Source organism: Candidatus Omnitrophota bacterium (assembly GCA_030688425.1).
Lineage (GTDB): Bacteria > Omnitrophota > Gorgyraeia > Zapsychrales > JANLHA01 > JAUYIB01.
In genome coordinates this window covers 50,612-76,154 of record JAUYIB010000018.1, presented here as the reverse complement: position 1 = coordinate 76,154, position 25,543 = coordinate 50,612, and the positions used below count along the sequence as shown (strand labels likewise).

Genomic DNA, 25,543 nt, shown 5'->3' with positions numbered 1-25,543 from the left:
ATGGCTCCGTTACCCCTTCGAATCGAATACTCCATTTAAGCGGAAAACGCGAAAATGTCAATCAAAAAAACATACTGCCGGGGATATCCCGCGAACGCGTTTTCTCAAATTTAAGAGGAGCGGTGTTCCTGGGAAGGAGCCTGCGGCTTATGCTCCTGGGCCACCGGAAGGTGACTGACGCCCAGCCGCACCCGGCCGCGGCCGTCGCAGTACGGGCAGGGGACAAAGGAAATGGCATCCAGTGTGTTCCCGGTCCTGGCCCGGGTCATTTCCACAAGGCCCAGCGCCGAGATCCGGTTGACCTCGGTCTTGGCCCTGTCCTTGGACAACGCATTTTGCAGAGCTTCCAGAACCTTGCGCTTGTGTCCTTCCCGCGACATATCGATAAAATCAATGACAATGATCCCGCCCACGTCCCGCAGGCGCAGCTGGCGGGCGATCTCCGGAGCCGCTTCCATGTTCACCATAAACGCCGCGTCTTCCGGCGATGCCTTGGTCTTGAACTTCCCGCTGTTGACGTCCACAACGGTGAGCCCTTCGGTGGGCTCGATCACAAGATAGGCCCCGGACTTGAGCATGATCTTGGTGTCATAAATGGTCTCCAGCTCACTGGAAATATTCTTGGAGTCAAAAAGCGAGGCATTTCCCTTGTAATGGATGATCTTCTCCACAAGGTGGCTGCCGATCAAATTTTCAACCGATTTGCGCACACGCAGGAAATCGTCCTGGGAGTCGATGACAAGCTTGTCCACCTTCTCGGTCAAATAATCCCGAACCACCCGCCAGACCAGGTCGTATTCCTTATAAATGAGCGCCGGCGCCTGCTTCTGCTCGGAAAGCGCCTGGATCTGCTGCCAGATTTTATAGAGAAATTTGGCGTCGCGCAGGAGCTCTTTCTTGCCCTGGTCCTGGGACACCGTGCGGACGATGAAGCCCCCGGTCTTGGTGAAATTGAGCTCCCGGAGGACTTCTTTCAGCCGGTGGCGTTCTTCCGAGCTCTCGATCTTGCGCGAAACGCCGTGGTGCTGGTCATACGGCATAAAGACCACAAAACGGCCGGCCAGGGAGATGTGGGTGGTCAGACGCGCCCCCTTGTTACTGAAGGGGTCTTTCACCACCTGGACAAGGATCTCCTGCCCCACGGTCAGCGGCAAGGGCTTATTCTCTTCCCGGCGATGGTGGTGCCGCTGATGTTGCTGCTGCGGCTCGCCTTCCTTCTTCTCGCCTTCTTTCCTGTCCGGACGGTTGAAAAAGCGTTTGAGAAAGTGCTTCGGCTTGTTGGCAAGGTCGTCCGCGACGAGCGGGTTGACGGCGTCGGTCAGATAAAGAAAACCGTTGCGCTCCTGGCCGATGTTCACGAACGCGCCGTTGATGGACGGCAGGATGGATTCCACCCGTCCCTTGTAAACATTCCCTAAGATCGACTGGCGGTGCTCTGTCTCAATGAGAAAATTGTCGAGCTTGCCGTCTTCGAGGATGGCCACACGCTTCTCGCCGTCCCCGACATGAAAAAGGATTTCTCGCGACACAATGCTTCCTCTCTGAATAATGAATTATCCATAGGAAAGGTCAAAAACTTTCCTTGTTTAAAAAACCCGTGAGCTCCGGCCGGTTTACGACTGCGGCTGTTCGGCCGCAGGGGCCGCTGGCTGTTCAGCCGCCTTGGTGGCCCCGGACGCGTCCGGCGTGATGATGTGCGGCGTCAAGAAAATCAAAAGATCCGTTTTCACGACCGTCTTGCTGGTCTTCTGGAAGATCAGCCCGAAGAGCGGGATGTCACCCAGAAACGGCGTCTTTTTCTTGACATCCGTCACCTGGTCTTTGATCAAGCCGGCGATGACGAGGGTCTCGCCGTCCTTGATCATGACCTTGGTCTTCGCCGACTCGGAACTGAGCCGCGGCAGAGACGTGTTCTCGACCGTCACAAAATCCAGGATATCGGTGACCTTCGGCTCGATGTCCAGGGTCACGAATCCGGCGTTGTTCACGTGGGGAGTGACGCTGAAGATGATACCGATGTCCTTGTATTCCCACCCGTTGACCTGCAGACGGGCCTGTTCTTCGTTGTAGACATAGGTCGGAATCGGGTACTGGCTGCCGACCGTGATCTGCGCCGGCTGGTTGTCCAGCGTGACGATCCGCGGGTTGGAAAGGATGTTGGTGTCCGTCCGCGTCCTCAACAACTCCAGCACCGCCTGCAACTGGGAGAAATTGATCGTACCGAAACTGAACTCCGTGTCTTCCGCAGCCGGGATATTGTCCGGCAGATACTTGTTCGAGGAATGCGTGGTGAAAGGCCAAAGCGTCGGCCGCTTGGACCCGGAAACGGTCGCTTCCGTGACCCAGTCGATGCCCAGGTTCTCCGTGTTGTTGAGAGTGGTCTCGACGATCTTGGCCTCGATGAGGACCTGGGGGGTCGTCGAGTCCAGCCGCCCGATGACCTCCGTCATCAGGTCGATGTTGTCGGAAGTGTCTCTCACAATCAGGGAGTTGGTTCTCTCGTCGTAATTCACGCTCCCGCGGTTGCTGACCATCTTCTCGACCGATCCGATGATCTCGGACGCCTTGGCGTAGTTGAGCGGAAAGGTCTTGGTCATCAGGACCTCCTGCTCGGTCAGGATCTGGGCGTTCTCGCGCCGCTTCTTCAGGTTTTCGATCGTGGTAACCGTGATGATGTTTCCCTTCTGGTCATATCCGTAACCGTACGTCTGGAGGATCACGTCCAGGGCCTGCTTCCACGGGACGTCCTTGAGCTGGATGGTGACAAGACCCGTCACCTCGGGGCCGGCCACGATGTTCACGCCGCTCTTGTAGGACAAAATCCGCAAAACGTTCTGGATGTCGGCATCGCGGAAATCCAGGCTCACGAAGCCCTCCTGCGAGACCGTAATGTCCTCCTTGGGCTGCGGCGTCGCCGCCGGTTGCGCATGGACAGAGGTCAAACTGAACGCCAGCAAAGCCACGATAATCCCAAATATCCTCATCATGTTATTCCCCCCTTTTGAGTTTTAGGACGAATTTTTCCTGACCTTTTTCCAAAACGACGGTGTCTTCTCGGATTTGCCGAACCATGAAAACGCCAATGCGGTCGTTGGGCTTGAGGATAACGCCGTTGATGATGGCGATGTTATTGTTCGGTCCTTCTCCGGCGATGATGCCTTCCAGGACCATGTCCGTGATCTCCAGGTCTCCTTCCAGGTTGATGATCGCGCCGCCGGCGCTGACCAGCCGCAGGAACGGATCCTGCTTGCCCTTGTCATCGTACACAAAGGGCTGGTCCTCGGCGGCGCCGGGCACCGCCCCGGCGGCCCAGACGAAAACGAAAAGGATCACGGTCAAACGCATACGCTCAATTCGCTTTCTCGAAGATTATAGCACTAATCACCAAATTAATGGAGTGTTGAATTACATCTTGGCTGTTGCCGACAATGGACAGGCTGGCCACGCGGAAAAACTCCTCCTCCCGCTCCAGCTGGTTGATAAAACGGCCGAGGCTGTGGTAGCTGCTGCGGGCGTCGATCCGGATCGGGATCGCCAGATACTGGCCATCATTATTTTTCAGGACAACGTCCTGGCTGGCCTGCTCCGGCGTGATCTGGTCGAGAAGAACGCCGCTTTTCTGGGCGATCCGGGAGAGGCTCTCCATGATCAGGGGGACCTCTTCCTTGGTCTTGATTTTAAAATTGAGCTGCTGTCGCTCCTCGCTCAACTTTTTCAATTCGCTTTTGTAACGATCCGTTTGGGTGATGTTCGTGCGGGCGGTCTTCAAATCCTGGGACAGGGTCGCCACCTTGGGATTCAGCGTCCGGATGTTAGCCAGCTGGAACTGCATGATCAGGAAATAATCCAGCACCAGGATGAGGAGCAGGCCCCCGATCGGAACGTAGTAAGGGTTCTTCTCGTTCAGCTTGGCGATGATTTTCGTAATCTCTTCGGGATAATTCGTTGCCATAAACTTAACTCCGATAGGCCCATGTCATACAACCACCCCGCGTCGTACCGTCCCTGTGCGAACCCATTGGCACTCCTGGGGTGAAACATCAGAAATGACCCGCCGGGTCATTTCATCTCCGCGGTGACCGTGAAGTCGGCCACCGACGTGGCGTTGATCTTCCGGCTTTTGATCAGGCCGAGCTCGATGCTGCTGACGCTTTTCATGAATTCCGCGCTGTTCTTCAAATTGGACATGAACGCGTGGACGTTGGTCATTTCGGTATTGGTCTTGGACACCGCGCTGCCCTGGAACGTCAACATCCCCTCCTCAAACGTCAACCGGGTCAACCACACGCCCCGCGGCAAAAGATCGCTGATCAGGTTCATCGTCTTGGACCAGAGGATTTTCTTGCTCACGGAAATTTCCGTGACGGCCTTGACCTTGGTCTGCAGGAGCCGCATCTCCTGGATGATCTTGTCAACATTGGTCTTTTCGCCCGCGATCTGCTCCCACTGTTTTTCATAATGTTTCAACTGAAAGAATTTGACGGCGATCGAAACCTGCAAGAGGATGTGGACCGCCAGCAGGAGAAAAACAACCCCGCCGGCGAGGGCAAGCATGGTTTCGCGCGGCAGAGCCAAAGTGCTGTCCACCATGGAAACGGACTTGCGCTTTTTTCTCAAATTTATCGGGACCAGATTGATGTCAATCATATCGGCTCCAAGCCGGGATCACTGATACAGGGCCAATCCCAGGGCGATGGTCAGCTTGCTCGCCTGCGCGTTGATCTCTTCCCGGTTCAGCCCCGGCGCCAGCTCCAGGTCTTCGAAGGGCGTCCAGGGTTTGACTTTCACCTCGAGATTGTTGGCCAGGAGGTCCTCGATGCCGGGCATCATGGACCCCCCGCCGGTCAAAAGCAGAAGCGGGATGGAGACATTCTTTTCCGTGATAAAATAATCGAACGACAGCCGGACCTCAGAGACAAGGTGGGACAGGGCGGAATCGGCTGCGTTCAAGACCTCTTCCTGGCGCTCACTCGGCCGGCTCTTGAGCTTTTCCGCTTCTTCAAGCGAGACCCCGAGAGTATGGCTGATGTTGCGCGTCACCTCCCGGCCGCCCACAAAAATGTCCCGCGTGAACCACGGGACTTTATCAACAAAGATCGTCAGGTTGCTGACCTGATCGCCCATATCCAGGATCGCGACCGCCGTTGACTTTTTGTCCAGCTCGGCCTGAGAAAGGCCGCGGATCGTCAGCACGTCCAGGATATTGGCCATGGCAATGGCGTTGAGGGTGATAAAATCCGGCTGTAAGCCCAGGGATGTTAGAAGGCTCAAACGTTCCTCGACAAGCTCTTTTTTGGACGCCGCGACCAGGACTGGCATCTTGCTCTCCTTGCTGCGGGGATCCAGGATGTAACAATCGGTATAAATCTGGTTGAGAGGAAACGGGAAATACTTGTCGGCTTCCAGCGAAAAGGATTTTTTGAGTTCCGCCAAGGTCATCCGGGGCATGGTGATGCAGCGGATCAGCGTCCCTTTGCCGTGAACTGCCGTAAACGGGGCCTTCCCCGGGGCCTTCACCTTGGACAGGATGTTTTTGATCGCGTCCTTGATGTTCCCCTGGCTGACCGGCTCAATGGCCCACCCGGTCAGCTCGTATTTCTCCCCCTTTTTGCGCACCTCAACCAGCTTCACGGCGCTGTCGCCAAGATCAATGCCCACTGAAGGTTTTGCTTCAGGTTGAGGGATGAATTTTTTGACAAAATCCAAATATTTCTGCAAAAGGGCATTCATACGTGCCTGTATTGTATCAAAATTTTCTAAAGAGTGTTATTTTTCTTTAAAATTTCCGGAGGAAATTAGGCAGGAGAAAAAGGAGCGTCCGGAGCCCTGAAAACCGCTAACACCAAGCAGGACTTGGGGTTTTATTGGACCAACAGGACCTTGTCAGGAGGCAGGGCAGGTTGCACGCTCTTGGGAGGAGGCTGGGATTCGGAAACCCCTGCGGCAGGAACGGCCGACGCCGGCTCCTGGGAGGGAGCGGGCGGCTGAGACCTGGGTTGGGGGCGGGGAGCTTCCGTACCTGCGGGAACGGATGCCCGGACCGGAGAACGGTCCTTCTTGGCCAGTTCCTGCTGGATAAGGACGTTGAAAATCAGGAAAAAACCTGTGATGACGCCTAACAGGACAATGATTGTATTTTTATTCATACCCGGATCCTCACCCCCGCGCTTTTCAGGACATCACGGAAATGATCATACCCCGCGAAACCCTTTCCGTCAAAAGTGCCGTTCCTCCCAGGCCATTTTATCGGTGATGTCGTTCGTGAAAGCGATGAAGGTCTTCATGGAGGGGAAATAGGGCGGCGCTTTCCCCATCATGGTTCTCTGGTCATAAAGGAAATTGCGGCCGTAACCGGAAACGGATTGCCCCGTGGACCCGTTGAACAACCCGAAGGCCCCGTAGAACTGCGTGATGGCCCCGCCCAGCAGGGTCGCTGTCCCCCTGGAACCGACACCCTGGTCATCGTAATCGTCCACCTGAAATTCGCCGTTGCGGGCCATCATGATCCCATGAATATTGACATTGTCCGGGGCGGACGTGGCCACCCGGATGTCCCCTCCCCAGGCCACGACACCAAACAGGTTCTTCTTGTCCTCGGCGCTGGGCGGGATATATCCTGGCGCTCCCGGCGTGCCGGAGGCGGGGGTGTAATCGGAATACAGGATGTTGTCCGTGATGACCACATCGTTCTCGGCGGAGACGGTCACCTCCGTATCTTTCTGGACGGTCCCTTTCAAACTGTTCACGTACCCGTTGACATAGATGATGGTGCCCAGCTCATCGACGCCGTTGGGAAGCCCCGCGTAGGTCTGCGTGCCGCCCCCTACGGTTTCCACAGTGGTCTGATTGGTGGGGATGTCCACGGTGATTTTTTGGGTTGTCGCGCCCTGGGTGATGGTGTAAATGGCGTTATCGCCGGCGTCCACCCCCATCTGGACCGTGGAGTCGCCCTGGACATAGATCCCGCCTGTCAGGTTCGATCCGTTGTTGGGGACGTGGATACCGTCCGTGCTGATGTTTTGCCCCCCCTTGGCCTGGTTGGCCAGATCCGCCTTTTGCACCGACGAGGCGAGCACGATCTCATTCACCCCGCGCGTATAGCTCGCGTTGAAAACAGGCACGTCCGTGGTGCCGTTCGCCGCGGCGTCCAGCAGGATCGGACTCCCGTTGTTGTAGAACCGGGCCTGATTATGGTGCTGCGTGCTCACGCCGTCGAACGTCCCGCTCGGGTTCAGGGCAAAGCTGAACCGCTCGTTGGTATGGATCGGCCCGGCAAAATCGGTCTTATCGGTGAACCAGACCGTTGTCCCGTTCGGCAGCGAATGATGGTCCGTGAACAAGGCGTACCGCGCGAAGTTGTCCCGCTGCACGCGCACCGTGAAGTCGCCGGTCAGGATGATTTTTTTCTGGATGCTCTTGACCGTGGCACTGGCCTGGGCCCGGTAATAAAACGGGAATTCCCAAATATCGGTCGCGACCATGACAGGGTTGGATTTTTCCGAAATGTAGACGTCATACTGATAGCTCCCGTTACCCAGATTTGTCGCACCCTGGACATACTTGCCGTCGGTGCCCACCAGGGACAGTTGCGGAGTCGAACCCTTTTTCACGAACTGAATGAGAAAGCCCACCCCGTCGCCGTTGCCGACAAACTGGTTGGCCTTGTTGCCGACCGTCTGGGGGTTGGTGATGTTGACCGTGCTCAGCATGTCGGTGTTGATCAATTCATCAATCTTATGAATGGCCATTTCACTGGCGGCCTCGGCCAGGTAAAAGGCCTGGACGCCGTACCGCTCCCGCTCGGAGGTCAGCTTCTCGTTAACGGCCCTCAGGACGAATACACTGCCGAAAATCAAAAGCACCACGGAAATAAAAATGGTCAAAACCAGGGCCACCCCCCGCTCGTCCTTCCGCATCCCTATCATCAGCCGTCTTTTCATGACTCCCCACCGCCCTTCAATTCCGCAAATAGATGTTCGTCCCCGCCTGGGCCGTCAAGACCCGCCCATTGTCCGCCGTGTGTGTCGTCGTCAATTGCAGGACCATCAGCCGGCCGTTCACCGTGATCTGCAAGTCCGAAATCCTTTCGGCAAAGATATCCTCCCGGATGACGCTGTCGGCGGCGTTGAGCACGCGCCGGACCAACTGGTTATCGCTGTTTAACCGGTATTCCAGCGACTTGTAGTCCACAGTCCCGCAGTCGTCGTCCGCGTCCATGCACGCGGAACCGGCACAGCCCCAGGTCAGCGGCGCCCCCCAGTGGGCCACATTCCCGCCGGCGTCGATCAAAAGGTCTCCGGCATGGCAGACCACAGGGATGGAAAACCTGACCGCATCCGAATTGTTGGACCCGGCGGCGTCCAGGATCTGGAACTGGCCCGTCTGGGTCATGTGCAATTCCCGGAACATCCGGTCCAGGGATTTCCGGAGATTCTCCTGGAGCCGGATACTCACCTCGGTCGTGAACCACGTGTTTTCGCCGGCGGCAAAAATCATGTACCCCCCCGCCATGACCAAGGACAGGATAGCCGCGGACATCAGCATCTCGACAAGGGTGAACCCGGATTTTTTCCACAATCGCATATCGCACCTACCGGTTGTAAAGATAGTCGACGATTTGGACCGGGGAATCCAGCCGCCCGTTGGCATTGGCGTCTTCCCCGGCATTGATCTGCCCGTTCAAATTGTTGTCTTCCCCGTAAACCCGGCCACTCTTCTGTTGCCAGCTGACAGACACCCATATCTCCAGGATCGTCGGATCAGTGTCGATCACATAACTGACGCCCTTGCCATTGAGCCCGGCCACATTGAAGCTCGCGCCGTGATAACCGGCCTTAATCTGGCTGAACGCCGTCGACTTGATCTCCTCCATCTTGCTTCTGGCCGCACGGATGCCGACGGAAGAGTTACGCGAGACCTCATTGAGCTCAAGGCACCGGATATAGCTGACCAGAATGGCGGTGACGGCGATGACCAGGATAAAGGCGGCCACAAGGATCTCGACCAGGGTATAACCCTGACGGGACCTGGGCCGGATCAAACATGGGAGAGATTTCTGTTTCATAGAGATACCCATTATCTTCTTGCTTCCGTGATGTTATCGCAAGCCTTTTGACAAATTTCTTGCTTACCAAAGCGATCCTGCTGCGCCTTCATGCTTTCCCGGCTCCTCAGGGAACTCAACACCCCTCATGATTTGCTGACGCAAATCAAGGCTGCGGGGTTAATTCCTGCCGGCAGGCAGGCGCCCAGCAAACTTATGTTCGTCCCGCCATGGCGGGACTCCATAAGTTTGGGGCTCATTAAAAAGACCTATTCTTCATCCGAAGAATAGGTCAATAGACTATAAGTTCGCGCTGATATCGCGATGGCAACTGGCTGCCCTTTCAAAAAAATCTGAAGTCGGGCCCTATAGCTTTGTGCCCCATCCTTACGAATGGTTTACCCTTGTCATCTCTACTAAAAGTATAAGCTATCCTCTTCCCGATTACAAATCTCAATACACCGGAGCCCACGGCCCCCTCATAGCCCTTGACCCCGCATGCTTTGCTAACGCAAATCGCAGCTGCGGGGTTAATTCCTGCCTGCGGCTCCGTAAGTTTGGGGCTTGTCACATTCCCCCTGCTTCGGCATCGTTCGCTCGCTGGCTCGCTCACCCTCCGCAGGGTTAATGGTTTGGCCCTTCTGGGCCAAACCACCCTGAGCGAAGTCGAATGGGTTCGCCCAACAAACTTACCTCGCCTGCGGCTCCGTAAGTTTGGGGCTCATTAAATCTTCTGCCAGGACACCACGTCCATGGACCAGCCACCGGTCGCGCCGATCAGCCCCGGGGGGAGGTTGTTGGCCGCGTCCGGGACCTGAAAAATCGCCGGGACGTTGGTTCCCATGTCGAAATAATTCGAGACAAACGTCCCCACAACGTCGGTCTGTTTCTTGGCAACGATGGACGTCTCCCCAAAGAACATCCCCATGACATTAATCTGCGCGGTGTCAAACGTGATCGTCCCGGGCGTCATGACCCCGAGGACACTGGTGGGAAACGACGCGTTCCCGGTCGTCAGGAGATCGCTCTCGATATTAACATTGCCCGTTGACAGGATAGACCCCTGTCCGCTGTAATTGATGCCGGCGCCGGAAAACTTCACTCCGCCGCCCTCGACATAAACGATCCCGGAGATGGTCATTGCGCCGCTGCCGTTCACGCTGATGCTGCCGTTGGGCCCGGAGTAGCTGAAATTGGAAGTCGGCGTGATGTTGGCCAGGGCCGCCAGCTGGCCGGCATCATCGATGACAAGCGCATTGGCCTTGAGATACTCCTGGTAGGTCGCATATCCCGGATATGGATCGGAAAGGCTGGGGAATTCGATGGTGTCGCCCAGGTCATACCCGTTCGACCACCCGTTGTCCGAATAGACACTGCTGCTCCCCTGGTTCCCGCCGAATCCGTTGGTCACATAAGAACCGTCAATGGTCTCCTTGGTGTTGTTGCCGGTGACGTTCGGCTCTCCGGCCGAAGACGCCCCGCTCAGGCCCACGATCCCATGCTTGACGCGCAGTTCGGCGTTGAGCGTTTCCACCGTCTCACCGCCGAACACTGTGGTCGGCAGGGCAGGGACTTTCGCTTTCAGGCCCGAATCCAGGATGTTGTAGTTGTTGCCGATCAACTCAGCCGTACCGCCGAGGTCCACCACATAATCCGTGGGCTGAAGCCCGTCTCCCAGGATGTGCACGGAGCCGCGGATATGGACGTTGCCGTTGATCATCTGGCCTGAAGCGCCGGTGCCGGCGAAAATAGCGTTGTTCCAAACCGACAAATTCTTGACCTTGGCGTAAACCAGCAGGGTCTGCTTGGCATCTCCATAAGTCCCGACGGACTGGATCCAGATTTCGTTGGTCTTGCCGGTGATGTTTTTTAACTGCACCGCGTAAGAGCCGCCGTTCAGGGACGTTGAGGCAAACGGCATCGTGTAATAATTGCTCGTGTCCGGACCGATGGTGAAGGTGTCGATCGTGCCGTCGCTCCAGCTGGGGCCGGTGCTGTCGGTCGTAAAATCCCGCCGCAGACCATACAACGCTCTCTCAATCCCGGCTTCTGCGATATAAAAGGCGACCATGGAGCGCCGCTGTCTCTCCGCAAAAAGCCCCTCGTTGAAACTCAGGACCACAAATGCCGCCCCCAGCAGGATCAAGACGGAGATCACCATGTAGGCCAGGATCAGCGTACTGCCTTTCCGATTTCTCAGCATAATCACCACCTCTTCCCGCCCCCCTAATTGCGCAACTGCACCTTGAAATTCAAATTGGCCGTCACCGCCGGAGCCCCAGGCACGTTTTTTTGGGTCTGGAGGGACACCTCCATCATCCTCGGTGTCGCCGACAGGCGGCGGAACTGCAATGTCTGGACATTGTTGGCCAGCACGCGCGTCACGCCGCCCGTGGTCCTCAACAACTGCGAGGAGTTCGTGCCGCCCTTTGAAAACTGGATCGTATTCCCCGACCAGGCAATGGTCCCGCCGGACACGCCCGCCGACGTCCGGAACGTGCACGCGGTAAACCACGTGCCGTTGGCCGTGACATCCGTGACCGACGTCGAGCCAGCCTGGCGCAGATCCGCGATCATCCAGTCCTGGGCCTTGCGCATTTCCTGGTATAACTCCGATTTGACCCTGTTCACCTGCCAGGACGACGACCCCGCGGCCATGAGCCCGTAACAGGCGGCGGCCAGGATCGTGAAAATAAAAACCGCGATCATGACTTCCGTCAGGGTGAACCCCCGCCGGCTGATATGTCTCTTGCGATGAAACATCATGTCTCTCATGGCGTCCTCACGGCATCCGCGCGATCATGGTGGACAGCGTCGCCGAGGATCCGATCTTGCCGTCCCCGTCCGCGTCTTCCCCTGTATCCAGCGTTCCGTTCAAATTCTTATCTTCGCCGATCACCCGGCCGTCTTTCCCTCTCCAGCAGACCACCACATCCACCTGTAAAAGGTCCGCAGTGCTGGAGTCGATATAAATGATCCCCTTGCCGGTGGCCAGAGACAGGTCAAAGGTGTTCCCCGGCGTTCCGCCGGAGGCGTAACTCGTCGTGATCTGGCTGTAATCGGAATTGCGGATTTCCTCCATCTTCGCCTGTGCCTCGCTCATGGCGTAGCTCATATTTCCGGCCAACCCGGCGAGCAGCGAGTTATAGACAAACAGCTGCAAAAGGATCACGATGACCGTGACCACAATCCCGACGGTCACCATCAGTTCGACCAGCGTGAACCCGCCGCCCTTCCGCTTGCGATGCAAATGTCTCATGAATTCACCCCGGGTCAGTTGACGGAGGACAAGACGTTTCCGTCTTTGTCAAAATACGCCTCCAGTGTCATCTGCCCCTCCTGATTATAGGACTTTTTATACCCAACCGGATTGGTGTTCGTGAAACTCCATTCGTATTTCAGGGTCCCGCTCGAAAAATACACCTTTCCCAGGCCCGTCTCGCGGGTCCACGTCCCCGGGAATTCCCTGGCATCCGTGTAATCTTCTTCCATACGCACCGTGCCGTCTTGGTAATACTCGGTGTTCGTCAGCAGCTTCCCGTGAACGTATTCCGCCTGGGCCCGGATCTTTCCATCGGGATAATAGGTCACGCTGGTCCCGTGCCTTTTGCCTTTGCGAAAAAATTCCTCCCCTGTCACCTGCCGGTATCCGTCGATAAATTTGACCTTCCCGTCCGGGATCTGCCCTGTGGTCTCCAGGATGTGCCGGCCGATCATTTTTTGGCGGGCGATCTCCTTGTCCCCGGCGTAAAAAACGCTCTCTTCGTATTCCATCCCGGGGATCACCGTGTTTTTACGGACCACCGGCCCTTGGACAAGGCCGGGACGGCGCGCCGTTTCCGCAGGCGGGCGGTAAACATACACCGGCTGCTGCACGGAAGGGCCGCTCCAGAGGAACATCAGCCAGTTGACGGCCAGCAGTACGCCGATGATCAAAACCCCTATGGTGGCAATTTTTTTCATAGCCAGGTCACTCTTCGGTTCCCCGCCGTCGCCCGGAATAAACGTGTTCCATCATAAAAAAAGGGGGCTAAAATTAGCCCCCTTGTGTTTCATGGCTGCTCCAGCGACCTCATTAATTCGGTGGCGTCAAAACACCACCCGTTGAGATCGTGAAGGTCGTTGTACCGGAAGTCCCGATCGTGATGGGCGTCCCGATAAACGTGTAAGAACCCGCACCAAAGGTACAGGTGTACTCAAACCCGGAAACCGTCGTCCCGCAATACGCCTTGTTGATGTAAGGCGGGGTCGCCCCGGTCAGCGAAGTAACCTCGCCGGGGTAGTTACCGGTATTGGCCGTCGCATAGGTCTCAGACGCCGTCGACAACGAACGGAGCGTGGCTTTGGCCAATGCGTCGTTGGCGGAAATCTTCGCCCGAAGCAGGTTCGGGATGGCGATCGCCGCGAGAAGAGCGATGATCGCGACGACGATCATGATTTCCACCAGGGTAAAACCTTTTCTGTTTCTGCGTAACATGGGTGCCTCCTTGTGTTTGGCGGAAGCGGTTGTTACGCCATCGGCCAGAAGACGCGGATGTAAGGAAGGAAGAATAACAGTTTACTTCGCGTTGTCTTCGGCAAAATTCACGTAACCCATTTGCTTCCACCGGGTTGTTTACCCTTATACGGGTATCCTACCATACCTCCTTTCTTTGTCAAACATATTTATCGGCTTTTGAAAGGTTGTGACCCCGGCTGCCCCAATCGCACGGCGGGGCAGGCCGCCGGGGTTAATTCGCGTAGCGATTTATGTTCGCTTTGCTCCATAAATCGCACGCTCATTAAAAAAAGACCTATTCTTCATTCGAAAAATAGGTCTCTCCATGATCCCTGTTATCTGATGGTAACTGGCTGCCCTTCACTGGAGAGAGGGCCCTGTAGCTTTGTCGGTTCCGCCGCTATGGCGACAAAACCGCCCTGGACCGCGGATGCGTCCCAGGGGCCCCATCCTTTCGAATGGTTTACCTTTGACACCAAATATGACTATAAGAAGTATAGTCTATAAAAACAGCAAAAGTCAAGGCAGGTTGGCCTACGGCCCCGGGACCATCAAGGGCGCGGAGAACGAGGCGGGGCCGAAGAAGCAGGTGTTTTTGTCGCCCTGAGGGCATCATAACTCTTTTGAAGCTTCAAAAAACGAGCCTGCAGGTCCTTGTTCTCAAATTGGAGGACGGAAAGATATTCTTCCATCTCCTGCTTGTCTTGGCCGAGAAATTCCTGCGTCATCTTCTCATCTTCCTGAAATTTAGTCTTGATGGCTGACACGGAACTTTCCAGCACGGCCTGGCGCAGTTTGAGCGTATCGAGCTCGTCCCGGACGCGGTCTTGCTCGGCAGGACTCTTCCCCGCGATATCTTCAGACTCCCGGGCCATTTGTTCCCGGGCCGCCGTCAATGCGGCAAGATCTTCTTCTCCGGCCGCAAGAGAAAATTTTAGCCCGTCCATCTGCTGACCCATCTCCCCGCTCTTTTTCTGGGCCAAGGCCAGCTCCGACTGCACAGAGACCCGCTGGCCGCCCAGCGTTCTGAGGCGGGCTTGATAATCCCGGATGGACTGGAAAACGCCGGTCTTCTCCGCTTGAAGGCGCGCTTGCTGACCGGCAACGGCCTTGCTCTGCCGGGCTTTGGCCTGGCTGCGCAGTTGTTCGATCTCGGCCTTGAGCGCCCTTTCCTGGGCGTCGGATTTGCCGTGCCCGGCCAAGCCTTCGGAAGTCTTCGTTCTCAATTGCTCGTGTTCTTCCTGCAACGCGGCGATCTTCTCCTGCAAAGACCGAACTTTCTCGTCGGCATCGTCCCGGACCGATGAACTCTGCCGGAGGCCTTCCAGTGTTTTCAGGGTCTCGCTTAAAATGCGTTCCTGTTCCGACAACGCCTTTCCCTGCTGGCCTCCCGCCAAAAGCATCTTGCGGGCTTCCTGTTCCTGGGGACCGAATTGGCTCACGATGGCCCTGCGGGCGACAAGGGCGTCCTGGATCGCCCCGCTCAAATCGTCCCGGTCGGCCCGGAGCTGTTCAATGGCCGCTTTTTGGATCGCGATCGACTGCTTTTGCTCCCGGGTCATCTGCGCTCCCTCGGCGGCAAGGCGTTCATTTTCCTGCTTGAGCGCCTTGACGTCCCGCACAAGCTGATTGGCCTGCCTCTTGAGGGTGTTCCGCTGGGACAGGAGATCCTCTTTTGTTTTTTGCGATGGCTCGACCTGACGGGCCACGCCCAGCCGGTTTTTTTCACTCAAGGCCTGGCGCTGCCGGCGGTCTTTAAGAAGCTGGACGAGCTTGTAACGCTCTTCTTTCAGCCGGTCCCGCGAAGCCGAGACCATGCCCTCGCGCTCCGCGGCCAGCTGATCAATGGATTCCCGGTATTCTTCAATGGCGCGGCCGAGCTTCTGTGTCAATGCTTCGCTTTTAGCGATCCGCGCCGCAAGTTCTGATCCCTCGTTTTCCAAAAAGCGGATCTTTTCCTCCAGGTTCCGGACGGTCTTCACCGCCACATTGTCTTCCTGCGCCCCGAGGTCAAGGGAATCCTTCAGGCCGCCCTTCTCCTCCAGGATCCCGAGGTTGCGGTTTTCCAGATCGCGGATCTGCTGTCCCACGGTCATGATCCGCTTGCGCAGGGAACTGTTGCGGGCGGACATTTTGGCGTTCTCTTCGGCAAATTCCTGCAGGCGGGCCTGGACGTCCTGGAGGGTGTAATGCAGCATGTCGTCGCTCGTCATCGAACCGCCGCCCGGAGAAACCGCGCCGGCCCCCGGGACGAGCCCCAGGAAAAGGAACCCCGCGGCCGCACCCCATATCGAAAAGGACATTTTGGACATATCTTCCCGCGTCAGATGATCTGCGTAATGTTGATGATCGGCAGGAACAGCGCGATGACGATGAAGCCGACCACGATCCCCAGAAACCCGATGATGACCGGCTCGATGATGCTGGTCAGGCCGGACACGATCGCGTCGACCTGGTCATCGTAAAATTCCGCGATCTTGTTGAGCATTTTTTCCAGCTTGCCGGATTTTTCCCCGATCGAGATCATGCGCGTCACCATCGGAGGGAACACCCCGCTCTTGGTCAGGGGCCCGGCGATGCTTTCGCCTTCCCGCACGCTGTTTTTCACGTTGTCCACGACGATCTCGATGACCTTGTTCCCGCAGGATCTCCCGACGATGTCCAGGGCCTCGAGGATGGGAACGCCGCTCTGGATCAGGGTGGCCAGGGTGCGGCTGAAACGGCTGATGGCCACCTTGCGGATCAGGTCCCCGAAAATGGGCATTTTGAGCGAGGCCCGGTCCATGACCAGCCGGCCCTGCTCGGTCCGGTAATAACGGCCGAGGAGAAACCCGGCCAGAAAAAAGCCGCCGATCATGTACCCTATGAAATTATTGACCAGGTTGCTCACGTCGATCAGGATCTTGGTCATAAAAGGCAGTTCCTGGTCGAAGGACGAATAGATGGCTGCGAATGTGGGGACGACCTTCCAGAGGAGCAGCATGGTGATGCCGATCGCCATGGTCACGACGACCGCCGGATAGATCATGGCGGACTTGACCTTGCGCTGCAGTTTGATGGACTTTTCCATGTAGGCCGCGATCCTGTCCAGGATCTCGCTCAGGACGCCGCCGGTCTCCCCGACCTTGACCATGTTAATAAACAGCTGGTCAAACACGCTGGTGTGTTTCGCGAACCCTGCGGAAAGGCTGCTGCCCAACTGGATGTCGTCGCGGATGGCGGAGATCACGCCCTTGAAATAGGTGTGGGAGGTCTGCTCCTGAAGGGCGTCCAGGGCCTGGAGGATCGGGATCCCGGCCTCCACCATGGTCGCCAGCTGGCGGGCAAACATGACCAGATCGTCGGCCTTGACCTTCTTGCGGGCGAACGACATTTTTGACAAAGCCGCTTCTTTGACCGGGGCCACCGAAATGACCGTCAGATTTTTCTTGCGCAGCTGGTCGATCGCTGTCTGCTGGTCTTCGGCGGCAATCTTGCCGTTGACGTTCCGGGCACTTGCATCCTTGGCGACATATTTGAAAGTGGCCATCGGGTTTTCTCCTTGATAATTGTGATCAACGGGTCATCTGTCCCCGGAGGACCGCCCCGGCTCAGGCCGGTGCGTACCACCGGGCAATGGCCAGATCGATCTCTTTCTGGGTGGCAATGAAAGGCGCGATGCGGCAGCGCGTCAGCCGTTTGACCTCGTCCACGATCGGTTCATTGAGCGGGTCCGCCATGACCACGCTGACCAGATCCCCGGTTTTTTCCCAGGCGATCAGGTGGCAGCGCTTCGCGGTTTCTTCCGGGATGAGACCCACCACATCGCGGTCCAGTTCGTATTTGTTGATCGCGATATACGAAAGGTTGCACTGCAGGACCAGGGCCACCACCACGTCGATCTCCTTGACAGCCCCCAACCGGACCAGGATCTCGCCGATCAATCCCTTGTCACGTTGCTGGACTTCCAAAGCTGTTGAAAGCTGTTCGGGCTTGATCACGCCACGCTTCAGCAGAATTTCTCCCAACAATTCCCGTTCGGACATATTTCCCCTAAGATGAATAATGGACGAAAGCCGTCCATCCTACCCTCAATGTTAGCCAAACCGGAGGGGCATAACAATCATTTTCTTCAGATTTCATGAGGCCCACATTTGCGGAAGCGACGCAAATGTGTTGGCCGAATGAACCCCGGCGCCTTGCTTCGCAAGGATCATCACCCCGCATGATTTGCTGATGCAAATCAAGGCTGCGGTTCGGTAAACTCATTAGCCCCAGCTGCTTCGCAAGGCGGCTGGGGTTAATGGTTTGGCCCCGCTGGGCCAAACCACCCTGAGCGAAGTCGAATGGGTCCGCGCAGCAACTTGCGTTCACTGCGTTCCGCAAGTTGCGCGCTCATTAATCCTGCGTCGTCACACGCAAAACTTCTTCCAGGGTCGTCTGGCCGGCCACGAATTTCTGCATGATGTCGTCGAACAAAAGGACCATGCCCTTTTTCTCCCGGGCGTATTTCTTGATCTCATCCGAGGACTTGCCCCGGATCAGCATCTCGCGTACCGTGTCATCGATCTCCAGCACTTCCGTCACGCCGACGCGGCCGAAATAACCCGTCTGCCGGCAAAAATCACAGCCCTTGCCCTCGTAAAAAACGGTCCCTTGCGGTATCGGGTAATGGAATTTTTTCAACACGTTCGCCGGGATGTCCACCGGCTGTTTGCAATGGGAACAGATCCGCCGGCACAGCCGCTGGGCACAGGCCAACACAAGGCTGGAGGCGACCAGGAACGGCTCGATGCCCATGTCGACCAGACGCGTCAGGGCGCCGGCCGCGTCGTTGGTGTGCAGGGTCGAGAACACCAGCTGGCCCGTCAGGGACGCCTTGATGGCGATGTCGGCGGTCTCGGCGTCGCGGATCTCGCCGACCATGACGATGTCCGGGCTCTGGCGCAGGATGGACCTTAATCCAGACGCGAACGTCAGCCCGATCTCGGGCCTCACCTGGATCTGCGTCAGGCCCTCGATAAGGTACTCCACTGGGTCCTCGACGGTGATGATGTTCTTGTCGACCGTATTGAGCTCGTTGATGATGGAATAGAGCGTGGTGGATTTCCCGCTTCCCGTCGGACCGGTCACCAGGACCATGCCGAACGGGGCGCGGATCGCCTCCTTGAGCAGGGCGATCGAGCCGGGAGAAAAGCCCAGTCCGTCGAGACCGATCTTCAGGCTTTTCTTGTCCAGGACCCTCAGGACCGTTTTCTGGCCGAACGTCGTCGGCAAAAGAGACACGCGAAAATCCACTTCCTGGTTCGAGAGTTTCATCTTGAAGCGGCCGTCCTGGGGGACGCGCAGGGCCGTGATGTCCAGCCGGGACATGATCTTGATGCGGACGCCCACGGCGTTCTGGTTCTCTTTCGGGATCTTGAGGATGTCCCTCAGGATCCCGTCGATGCGGTAACGCACCCGCACGTGGTCCGCCATGGGCTCGATGTGGATGTCCGAGGCCCTCTGCTTGAGCGCCTCGCGGATGATGAGATTCACCATCCGGATGACGGGGGCCTGCTCGCCCTCGTCCGCGGTCACCTCGCTGGCCTCGCTCTTCTCCTCCTGGGAGATGATCTCGAACTGGTCGAGAGAAATATCTTTGCTGACGTCCTTGACCGTGGTCACCATGCCGGTGCCGTAATAATTGTCGATGGCCTTGAGGATGTCGGAGTCCGTGCTCATGACCACGTCGACCTCATGGCCCGAGAGGCTCTTCAGATCGTCGATGGCGATGACATTCAGGGGATCGGCGATCGCGACGGTGATCGTGTCCTCCAGCTTGGAGATCGGGACGATCCGGTACTGGCGCGCGATCCGCTCCGGGATGACGGTTTTCAGGGCGGGGTCGATCTTGTATTTATTGAGGTTGATGAACGGGATGTGGAGCTCCTTCACGAGCATCACCAGGAACTCCTTCTCGTTGATCAGTCCTTTTTCGATCAGGGCCTTTTCGAGGCTGATCTTCTTGCGCTTCTGAAGGTCGATGGCGTCGTCGATGTCCGCCTTTTTGATCTTGAGGGCGGTCACCAGGGTGTTGATGATCTTGTTCTTGAGCGTCTCAACCATGGCTGCCGCCCTCCATTTCCTCGTCGGGAGCGGTGACGCGCAGGACCTCTTCCAGGGACGTGGCCCCGGCCAGGGCCTTGATCAGGCCGTCCTCGCGCATGGTCTTCATGCCATCCTTGCGACCGGTGCTCTTGATCTTGATCTCGTCGGCTCCCTGGAGGATCCTTTCCTTGACCTGCGGAGACAGGATGAGCACCTCCGAGATCACGACCCGGCCGGTATAGCCGGTGTTCAGGCAGGACTTGCACCCCTTGCCGCGGTAAAGCTTGGGCGATTTGTCGGCCGTGATGCGGGACAACCCCACCCTCTGGGCCAGCTCCGGAGGGACCGCGTAGGATTCGCGGCAGGACGTGCATATCCGGCGCACAAGCCGCTGGCCGACGATGCCCAGGACCGCCGAGCAGATCAGGTAGGGCTCGATGCCCATGTTGATCATGCGGATTACCGATCCGGCCGAGGTCGTGGTGTGCAGAGAGCTCAAGACCAAATGGCCCGTCAAGGCCGACTTCACGGCGATGTCCAGGGTCTCGAAGTCGCGGATCTCGCCGATCATGATGATGTCGGGGTCCTGGCGCAGGATCGAGCGCAGGCTGGCGGCGAAGGTCAGTCCCACCGACGGTTTGACGTTGACCTGGTTCAGCCCCTTGATCTGATATTCGACCGGGTCCTCCACGGTGACGATGTTGAGCGCCGGCGAATCCACATATTTCAGGATCGAATACAGCGTCGTGGTCTTCCCGCTGCCCGTCGGCCCGCAGGCCAGGATCATGCCGTGGGGGCGCTCCCCGCACTCCTTCAACCGCACGAGCTGGTCCGGCTCGAAGCCGAGCTTTTCCAGGTCCAGCATGCCGGCGGACTTGTCGAGGACTCTCAGGACCACCTTCTCGCCGTAAGACGTCGGCAGGACGTTGACGCGGAAGTCCACCTCCCGCTCGCCCTGCACGATCATCTTGAACCGGCCGTCCTGGGGCAGGCGGTGCTCGGAGATGTCCAGGTTGGAAATGACCTTGATGCGCGAGACGATGGGCAGGTGCAGGGCCTTGGGCATCTGGTCGATCTCGCGGATGATGCCGTCGATGCGATAACGGATGCGCAGGGTCTTTTCCATCGGCTCAACGAACACGTCGCTCGCCTTGGAGACCACCGCCTGGCGGATGATCGTGTCCGTCAGCTTGATCATCGGCTCTTCGTCGGTCAGCTCCCCGCCGATGTGCTGGTCCAGCTCCGAGACGGAATCCTTGATGAGCTCCAGGTCTTCGGAGTCCTTGATGTCCTTGATGATCTTCTCGAACGCCTCGTGGGTGTCTCGGGAATAATATTTCTCGATGGCCTGCTGGATCTGCGAGGACCGGCTGATGATCGGCGTGATCTTCAGTCCCGTCAGGACCTCGACGTTGTCGATGGCGAAAATATTGAGCGGGTCCGCCATGGCCAGGGTCAGGCGGTCCCCCATTTTCGAGATGGGAAAAATCTGGTAGTTGACCGCCATGTCCTGGGGGATGAGCTTGACGACCTCGGGGTCGATCTTCAGGCGGGAGATGTCGATGGGCGGCAGGCCAAGGCCCTTGCTGAGGACGTGCGTCAGGCCTTCCTCGGAAATAAGCTTGAGCTTAACAAGGATCTTGCTCAGTTCCCCGCCGTGCTTTTTCTGCTCTTCCAGGGCCCTGTCCAGGTCTTCCTGCTTGATGATGTTGTCCCGGATCAGGATCTCTTGCAATCGCTCTTTCAGTGAAGACATAGCGGGATCATCCTAAGGATGCGGGTCCGCATCCGGACGGCGGGCTTCAAAGCCCGGGCGAAGCCGGTTTGGGTTTGTAATACTTGTCGATCGCTTCCCGGATGTCGCTGGTCGTGCTCACGAACGCCTGGACGGTGCAGCCGGTGATCAGCTCCACATCCTCAATGGCCGTGAAATTCAAAGGGTTGGACATCGCCAGGGTCAGGCTTTTGCCGATTTTGTCGATGGGGATCAGGCAATACTGCCGGCCGAGGTTCTCCGGGACCGAATTGATGACCTCGGTCTCGATCTCGTAATTGGACAAGGGAAGGTACGGGAAACCATACTGGCACGTCAGGGCCTGGGCGATGTCTTCCTCGGTCGCGAATTTGAGTTCAACGAGGATTTCGCCCAGCAGTCCGCCCTTTTCGCTTTGGTAAGCGATGGCCATGGCGACCTGCTGGCGGTCGATGACTCCCCGCTCCACAAGCAGTTCGCCCAGGTGTTTATGGGATGTGCGCTTAAATTGTTTCATAGATTCATTGTATTATATCCGCAGAAGCCGGACAACTCCATCTTAAAATTCAGCTTGTCCCAGGGGCACAGGGGACTTGCGTCCCTCTCCGCGAGACTTCTATAAATCCTGATTAGCCCCTCCGCTTTGCTTCGCAAAGCGAAACCGCAGGGGTTAATTCCTGCCGGCAGGCAGGCGTCCAGCAAACTTACGTTTGCCTACGGCTCCGTAAGCCATGTGCTCATTAATCCTGCTTCGAAAACGTTCGCTTGCGAGCTCGCTCACTCTCCGCAGGACTAATTCCGGCATTGGCTTGCGTTCACTACGTTCCGCAAGTCAAGCCGTCATTAGAACACCGTCCTCTTTTTGCTCAGGTTCAGCAGGAAGCCCAGCGTGATCATGAAAAACATAAACGACGTCCGCCCGTAGCTCAACAGCGGCAGGGTCAGGCCGACGACCGGCAGAAGCCCCAGGACCATCCCCATGTTGATGACCACCTGGAGGGTCAGCACGCCGACAATCCCGATGGCCACCTGGGTCCCGAACTGGTCTTTGACCTGCCCGCTGATCTTGAGACCGCAGTGGATCAGTCCCCAGTAACAGGCCAGCAGGAACAGCGCCCCGAGCAGCCCCCACTCCTCGCCGACCACCGAGAAGATAAAGTCCGTGTGCCGCTCGGGAAGAAAGTTGAGCTGATTCTGGGTCCCGGCCAGCCATCCCTTGCCGAAGACCTGGCCGGAGCCGATGGCGATCCGCGACTGGATGATCGTATATCCGGCTCCCAACGGATCGATGTTCGGATTCAGAAAAACCAGCAGCCGGTCTTTCTGGTAGGCCTTCAGCACGTGCCAGCCGAACGGCGCCACCGAAAGGCACAGCAGGCAAAAGCCGAGAAAATACCGGTAGCGGATGCCGCTGACAAAAAGCATAATCAGAAAAATCCCGAAAAACAACAACGCCGACCCCAGGTCCGGCTGTTTGAAAATCAGCAGCATGGGGACCCCCGTGATCGCAAGCGGAAGCATCAGGTCCTTGAACAGCACCGGAATATTGCTGAAAAAATTGAAAGCGATGGACGGCCGGTTGTCGCTAAAGTAACGCCCCAGTGCCAGGATGAGTCCGAGCTTGGCCAGCTCCGACGGCTGAAAACTGATCCCCCCGATCTCCAGCCAGCGCGTGGCTCCCAGGGCATTGCGGCCGCCGGCCAGGACGATGACCAGCAGGACGACGTTCGCGCCGTAAAAAATATACGCCAGGTCGTAAAACCGCCGGTAATCGATCCGGCTCAGGACGAACATCAGGATAAACCCGGTGACCGCGCACGAAACCTGGTCGTAAAAAACCTTGTGCGGGACGCGCACGTTCTGATAGGCCGCGCTGTAAAGGGTGACCAGCCCCATGCCGACGATCAGCAGGGTGAAAATCCATATCATCCGGTTGACGCTCCGGTCCATCAGGTCCTCTCTCTCATATAATATCCTCGGCCTGCATCCGGAGCAGGATCTCCCGCGTGGCGACGACGGCATGATAGCTGGAGCCGCCGTATTCCAGGAAAACGCAAAAGGCCAGCCGGGTCTTCCCCCGGGTCGTGTACCCGGCGAACCACGCGTGAGTGTCCTTGCCCTTGGTCGTCTGGGCGGTCCCCGTCTTCCCCGCCGCGTCCAGCCCCTCGATCTCCAGCGTGCGCGCCGTGCCGGTGCTGTCCCCCACGACCGCGCGGAACCCCGCCTGCAGGATCGCGTAGATCTTGGGATCAATGTTGACGTTGCGCACCGTCGAAAATTTCACGATCTCCTGATCGCCGATGGACTTGATGAGATACGGCTGGACCTCCCGCCCGTGGCGCGCGATGGTGGCCATCATCCGCGCGATCTGGAGCGGCGTGGTCAAAAGGTCGCCCTGCCCGATCGAATAATTGATCGTGTCGCCGCGGAACCAGCCGCGCTTCTGCTTCGTCTTCCGCTGGAGAGGGCTCGGCACATTGCCCTTGGATTCCCCGGGCAGGTCGACCTCCGTGAGCCCCCCCAGCCCGAACATCCGGGAATACTTGTCGAGGAGCTCCGCCCCGACCCTGTCCCCGACGTTGTAAAAATACACGTTGCAGGAATGCGTGATCGCCTGCATCAGATTCTGGGGGCCGTGCACGTGCAGGCAGTGGAACCGCGCCCGTCCCAGGACAAAAACGCCGTTGCAGTTGAACGTCGTTTGCGGGGAAATTTTTTCCGAGGCCAGCCCGGCGATGGTCACGATGGTCTTGAAGACCGATCCCGGCGGATACTGGCCGGCGATGGCCCTGTTCAACAGCGGCGCCGCGCGGTTGGTAAAATACGAACCGGGGCTCAGCCCCGCACTGCTCTCCACAAAAACATTGGGATCGAACGATGGGGAGCTGACCATCCCGAGGAGCTCCCCGCTGTCCAGGTTCATGATCACGACCGCGCCCGCACGGTCCGCGAGGACGTCGCTCGCGATCTGCTGGACGCGCTGGTCGATCGTCAGCTGAAGGTCCTGGCCGTTGGCCGGCTGTTTGACGCTCAACAGCCGGACCTGTTGGCCCCGGCTGTTGACCTCGATCTGGACCCCACCGGTGTTGCCCTTGAGATAAGAATCGTAATACTCCTCGACCCCGGTCTTGCCGATGATGCTCAAGTAGGTGTAGCCGTACTCCTTGAGTTTCTCCGCCTTTTCCAGGTCGATCTTGCCCACGTACCCGAGGATATGCGCCCCGGTCGTCTGGAACGGGTAATGCCGCTGGAGCGCCGGCTCGATGATGAGCCCCGGGAACTGAAAACGGCTTTCTTCCAGCACCATCGCGGCCGTCTTGTCCACGCCCTCGGCCACGGCCACGGGGGCGAACGGCGTGATCTTGCGCTGCTGGTACCGCTCGAGGAGCTTGGTCTTCTTGATCTTCAGCGTGTCGCTCAAAAATTTGAAAAGCCGCTCTGAGGATTTGAGGTCCTGCGGGACGATCGAAACGGTAAAGGCCATCCGGTTCTCAGCGAGCACAACGCCGTTGCGGTCCAGGATCCGGCCGCGCCGCCCTTCCACGGGGACCAGCCGGATCCGGTTATTGACGCTGAGATTGTAATAGTACTGGCCCCGGATCACCTGGGTGTAAAACAACCCGCAGGCGATCATCCCCAGGAGGCCATAAAAAATTATACGGACAACTTTAATACGCATTTTTTGATTTTATTGAAGGCGTAGGCGGCGATCACGGTCGTGGCCAGGACTTCGGGCACGATGACGTGGGTCATGGCCGCGCCGATATCAACGGACAGGAACACCACCATCACCAGATACTGAATAAGGAGATTGGCCAACGCCATCACGCAGGCGACGAACACGCGGGACGCCATCGAACCGATGTGAAAGAGGTATATCTTGAACAGGGCCGTCAGATACGCGCAGGACAGCAGGGAAAAAACATTCAGCCCGAAAAGCCCGACGGCAAAACTGTCCCGGATCAGTCCGGCGGCGAACGCGGAGATCACGCCGTAACGCGTCCCCCAGAACAGATTGAAAAAAACCACCGCGATGATTTCCAGGTTCGGCTTGAACCACCGCCCGCCCACCGAGGACAGAACGCTCTCAACGACAAAGCACGCGCTGACCACAAAAATAATAATAAAAACTTTTCGCATCAATGAATTCCAAGCTCAATGAGTGCCTGAGTTATGGAGC

At 57.5% G+C, this 25,543-nt stretch carries 24 protein-coding genes and 1 riboswitch; all 24 genes read right to left on the bottom strand.

Annotated features, from left to right (window positions below; translation table 11 throughout):
* Nucleotides 1–110: 110 nt before the first annotated feature.
* The gene (locus Q8Q08_07200; protein MDP2653803.1) at nucleotides 111–1,529 is read right to left on the bottom strand and encodes an Rne/Rng family ribonuclease; all 1,419 of its coding nucleotides are present in this window, start codon (nucleotides 1,527–1,529) and stop codon (nucleotides 111–113) included.
* 84 nt (nucleotides 1,530–1,613) lie between these two features.
* A complete protein-coding gene (gene pilQ / locus Q8Q08_07195) occupies nucleotides 1,614–2,987 on the bottom strand; it encodes a type IV pilus secretin PilQ (GenBank protein ID MDP2653802.1) in 1,374 nt (457 codons plus the stop codon).
* A 1-nt stretch (nucleotide 2,988) separates the two neighbouring features.
* A complete protein-coding gene (locus tag Q8Q08_07190) occupies nucleotides 2,989–3,345 on the bottom strand; it encodes a hypothetical protein (protein ID MDP2653801.1) in 357 nt (118 codons plus the stop codon).
* Between the two features lie 4 nt (nucleotides 3,346–3,349).
* On the bottom strand, nucleotides 3,350–3,952 hold the full coding sequence (gene pilO, locus Q8Q08_07185) for a type 4a pilus biogenesis protein PilO (GenBank protein MDP2653800.1): 603 nt from the start codon (nucleotides 3,950–3,952) through the stop codon (nucleotides 3,350–3,352).
* Between the two features lie 107 nt (nucleotides 3,953–4,059).
* Nucleotides 4,060–4,647 carry a PilN domain-containing protein gene (locus Q8Q08_07180; GenBank protein MDP2653799.1) on the bottom strand — a complete coding sequence of 196 codons (588 nt, stop codon included), beginning with the start codon at nucleotides 4,645–4,647 and terminating at the stop codon, nucleotides 4,060–4,062.
* 18 nt (nucleotides 4,648–4,665) lie between these two features.
* Complete coding sequence (pilM, locus tag Q8Q08_07175) at nucleotides 4,666–5,658, bottom strand: type IV pilus assembly protein PilM (protein ID MDP2653798.1); 993 nt, start codon at nucleotides 5,656–5,658, stop codon at nucleotides 4,666–4,668.
* 203 nt (nucleotides 5,659–5,861) lie between these two features.
* Complete coding sequence (locus tag Q8Q08_07170; GenBank protein ID MDP2653797.1) at nucleotides 5,862–6,146, bottom strand: hypothetical protein; 285 nt, start codon at nucleotides 6,144–6,146, stop codon at nucleotides 5,862–5,864.
* Nucleotides 6,147–6,215: 69 nt separating this feature from the next.
* Nucleotides 6,216–7,940, bottom strand: coding sequence for a DUF4900 domain-containing protein (locus tag Q8Q08_07165; GenBank protein MDP2653796.1), 1,725 nt, complete (start codon nucleotides 7,938–7,940; stop codon nucleotides 6,216–6,218).
* A 16-nt stretch (nucleotides 7,941–7,956) separates the two neighbouring features.
* Nucleotides 7,957–8,583, bottom strand: a complete 627-nt coding sequence (locus Q8Q08_07160; GenBank protein MDP2653795.1) for a prepilin-type N-terminal cleavage/methylation domain-containing protein — start codon at nucleotides 8,581–8,583, stop codon at nucleotides 7,957–7,959.
* A gap of 7 nt (nucleotides 8,584–8,590) precedes the next feature.
* The gene (locus Q8Q08_07155) at nucleotides 8,591–9,064 is read right to left on the bottom strand and encodes a prepilin-type N-terminal cleavage/methylation domain-containing protein (GenBank protein MDP2653794.1); all 474 of its coding nucleotides are present in this window, start codon (nucleotides 9,062–9,064) and stop codon (nucleotides 8,591–8,593) included.
* 302 nt (nucleotides 9,065–9,366) lie between these two features.
* Nucleotides 9,367–9,456, bottom strand: a riboswitch (cyclic di-GMP riboswitch).
* Nucleotides 9,457–9,767: 311 nt separating this feature from the next.
* Entirely contained in the window at nucleotides 9,768–11,246 is a 1,479-nt protein-coding gene (locus Q8Q08_07150; protein ID MDP2653793.1) for a pilus assembly PilX N-terminal domain-containing protein, read from the bottom strand.
* Nucleotides 11,247–11,269: 23 nt separating this feature from the next.
* Nucleotides 11,270–11,818, bottom strand: coding sequence for a prepilin-type N-terminal cleavage/methylation domain-containing protein (locus tag Q8Q08_07145; GenBank protein MDP2653792.1), 549 nt, complete (start codon nucleotides 11,816–11,818; stop codon nucleotides 11,270–11,272).
* A gap of 7 nt (nucleotides 11,819–11,825) precedes the next feature.
* A complete protein-coding gene (locus Q8Q08_07140) occupies nucleotides 11,826–12,302 on the bottom strand; it encodes a prepilin-type N-terminal cleavage/methylation domain-containing protein (protein MDP2653791.1) in 477 nt (158 codons plus the stop codon).
* A 14-nt stretch (nucleotides 12,303–12,316) separates the two neighbouring features.
* Nucleotides 12,317–13,006: a hypothetical protein gene (locus tag Q8Q08_07135; GenBank protein ID MDP2653790.1), complete on the bottom strand. Its 690-nt coding sequence runs from the start codon at nucleotides 13,004–13,006 to the stop codon at nucleotides 12,317–12,319.
* Between the two features lie 112 nt (nucleotides 13,007–13,118).
* The gene (locus Q8Q08_07130; protein MDP2653789.1) at nucleotides 13,119–13,520 is read right to left on the bottom strand and encodes a prepilin-type N-terminal cleavage/methylation domain-containing protein; all 402 of its coding nucleotides are present in this window, start codon (nucleotides 13,518–13,520) and stop codon (nucleotides 13,119–13,121) included.
* A gap of 572 nt (nucleotides 13,521–14,092) precedes the next feature.
* On the bottom strand, nucleotides 14,093–15,853 hold the full coding sequence (locus Q8Q08_07125) for a hypothetical protein (GenBank protein ID MDP2653788.1): 1,761 nt from the start codon (nucleotides 15,851–15,853) through the stop codon (nucleotides 14,093–14,095).
* An 11-nt stretch (nucleotides 15,854–15,864) separates the two neighbouring features.
* On the bottom strand, nucleotides 15,865–17,070 hold the full coding sequence (locus Q8Q08_07120) for a type II secretion system F family protein (protein ID MDP2653787.1): 1,206 nt from the start codon (nucleotides 17,068–17,070) through the stop codon (nucleotides 15,865–15,867).
* 61 nt (nucleotides 17,071–17,131) lie between these two features.
* On the bottom strand, nucleotides 17,132–17,566 hold the full coding sequence (locus Q8Q08_07115; protein ID MDP2653786.1) for a hypothetical protein: 435 nt from the start codon (nucleotides 17,564–17,566) through the stop codon (nucleotides 17,132–17,134).
* Nucleotides 17,567–17,918: 352 nt separating this feature from the next.
* Nucleotides 17,919–19,628 carry a GspE/PulE family protein gene (locus Q8Q08_07110; GenBank protein ID MDP2653785.1) on the bottom strand — a complete coding sequence of 570 codons (1,710 nt, stop codon included), beginning with the start codon at nucleotides 19,626–19,628 and terminating at the stop codon, nucleotides 17,919–17,921.
* Nucleotides 19,621–21,366 carry an ATPase, T2SS/T4P/T4SS family gene (locus Q8Q08_07105; protein MDP2653784.1) on the bottom strand — a complete coding sequence of 582 codons (1,746 nt, stop codon included), beginning with the start codon at nucleotides 21,364–21,366 and terminating at the stop codon, nucleotides 19,621–19,623. The genes Q8Q08_07110 and Q8Q08_07105 overlap by 8 nt, the downstream gene beginning before the upstream one ends.
* Before the next feature lie 46 nt (nucleotides 21,367–21,412).
* The gene (locus Q8Q08_07100) at nucleotides 21,413–21,880 is read right to left on the bottom strand and encodes a hypothetical protein (protein ID MDP2653783.1); all 468 of its coding nucleotides are present in this window, start codon (nucleotides 21,878–21,880) and stop codon (nucleotides 21,413–21,415) included.
* Nucleotides 21,881–22,206: 326 nt separating this feature from the next.
* Nucleotides 22,207–23,313, bottom strand: a complete 1,107-nt coding sequence (gene rodA / locus Q8Q08_07095) for a rod shape-determining protein RodA (GenBank protein MDP2653782.1) — start codon at nucleotides 23,311–23,313, stop codon at nucleotides 22,207–22,209.
* 13 nt (nucleotides 23,314–23,326) lie between these two features.
* Nucleotides 23,327–25,042 (bottom strand): penicillin-binding protein 2, encoded by a 1,716-nt coding sequence (gene mrdA / locus Q8Q08_07090; GenBank protein ID MDP2653781.1) that lies wholly within the window; start codon nucleotides 25,040–25,042, stop codon nucleotides 23,327–23,329.
* Entirely contained in the window at nucleotides 25,018–25,503 is a 486-nt protein-coding gene (gene mreD, locus Q8Q08_07085) for a rod shape-determining protein MreD (GenBank protein MDP2653780.1), read from the bottom strand. Before mreD ends, mrdA begins: the two co-directional genes overlap by 25 nt.
* Nucleotides 25,504–25,543: the final 40 nt, after the last annotated feature.

Excerpts from the sequence above, each read along its gene's own strand:
- Q8Q08_07160 (MDP2653795.1), bottom strand. The coding sequence starts at position 8,583 with ATGCGATTGTGGAAAAAATCCGGGTTCACCCTTGTCGAGATGCTGATG.
- Q8Q08_07165 (MDP2653796.1), bottom strand. The coding sequence starts at position 7,940 with ATGAAAAGACGGCTGATGATAGGGATGCGGAAGGACGAGCGGGGGGTG.
- Q8Q08_07150 (MDP2653793.1), bottom strand. The coding sequence starts at position 11,246 with ATGCTGAGAAATCGGAAAGGCAGTACGCTGATCCTGGCCTACATGGTG.
- Q8Q08_07110 (MDP2653785.1), bottom strand. The coding sequence starts at position 19,628 with ATGGTTGAGACGCTCAAGAACAAGATCATCAACACCCTGGTGACCGCC.
- pilO (MDP2653800.1), bottom strand. The coding sequence starts at position 3,952 with ATGGCAACGAATTATCCCGAAGAGATTACGAAAATCATCGCCAAGCTG.
- mreD (MDP2653780.1), bottom strand. The coding sequence starts at position 25,503 with ATGCGAAAAGTTTTTATTATTATTTTTGTGGTCAGCGCGTGCTTTGTC.
- Q8Q08_07135 (MDP2653790.1), bottom strand. The coding sequence starts at position 13,006 with ATGAAAAAAATTGCCACCATAGGGGTTTTGATCATCGGCGTACTGCTG.
- pilQ (MDP2653802.1), bottom strand. The coding sequence starts at position 2,987 with ATGATGAGGATATTTGGGATTATCGTGGCTTTGCTGGCGTTCAGTTTG.
- Q8Q08_07125 (MDP2653788.1), bottom strand. The coding sequence starts at position 15,853 with ATGTCCAAAATGTCCTTTTCGATATGGGGTGCGGCCGCGGGGTTCCTT.
- rodA (MDP2653782.1), bottom strand. The coding sequence starts at position 23,313 with ATGGACCGGAGCGTCAACCGGATGATATGGATTTTCACCCTGCTGATC.
- Q8Q08_07100 (MDP2653783.1), bottom strand. The coding sequence starts at position 21,880 with ATGAAACAATTTAAGCGCACATCCCATAAACACCTGGGCGAACTGCTT.
- Q8Q08_07190 (MDP2653801.1), bottom strand. The coding sequence starts at position 3,345 with ATGCGTTTGACCGTGATCCTTTTCGTTTTCGTCTGGGCCGCCGGGGCG.
- Q8Q08_07115 (MDP2653786.1), bottom strand. The coding sequence starts at position 17,566 with ATGTCCGAACGGGAATTGTTGGGAGAAATTCTGCTGAAGCGTGGCGTG.
- Q8Q08_07180 (MDP2653799.1), bottom strand. The coding sequence starts at position 4,647 with ATGATTGACATCAATCTGGTCCCGATAAATTTGAGAAAAAAGCGCAAG.
- Q8Q08_07105 (MDP2653784.1), bottom strand. The coding sequence starts at position 21,366 with ATGTCTTCACTGAAAGAGCGATTGCAAGAGATCCTGATCCGGGACAAC.
- Q8Q08_07130 (MDP2653789.1), bottom strand. The coding sequence starts at position 13,520 with ATGTTACGCAGAAACAGAAAAGGTTTTACCCTGGTGGAAATCATGATC.
- Q8Q08_07120 (MDP2653787.1), bottom strand. The coding sequence starts at position 17,070 with ATGGCCACTTTCAAATATGTCGCCAAGGATGCAAGTGCCCGGAACGTC.
- Q8Q08_07170 (MDP2653797.1), bottom strand. The coding sequence starts at position 6,146 with ATGAATAAAAATACAATCATTGTCCTGTTAGGCGTCATCACAGGTTTT.
- Q8Q08_07140 (MDP2653791.1), bottom strand. The coding sequence starts at position 12,302 with ATGAGACATTTGCATCGCAAGCGGAAGGGCGGCGGGTTCACGCTGGTC.
- Q8Q08_07155 (MDP2653794.1), bottom strand. The coding sequence starts at position 9,064 with ATGAAACAGAAATCTCTCCCATGTTTGATCCGGCCCAGGTCCCGTCAG.
- mrdA (MDP2653781.1), bottom strand. The coding sequence starts at position 25,042 with ATGCGTATTAAAGTTGTCCGTATAATTTTTTATGGCCTCCTGGGGATG.
- Q8Q08_07145 (MDP2653792.1), bottom strand. The coding sequence starts at position 11,818 with ATGAGAGACATGATGTTTCATCGCAAGAGACATATCAGCCGGCGGGGG.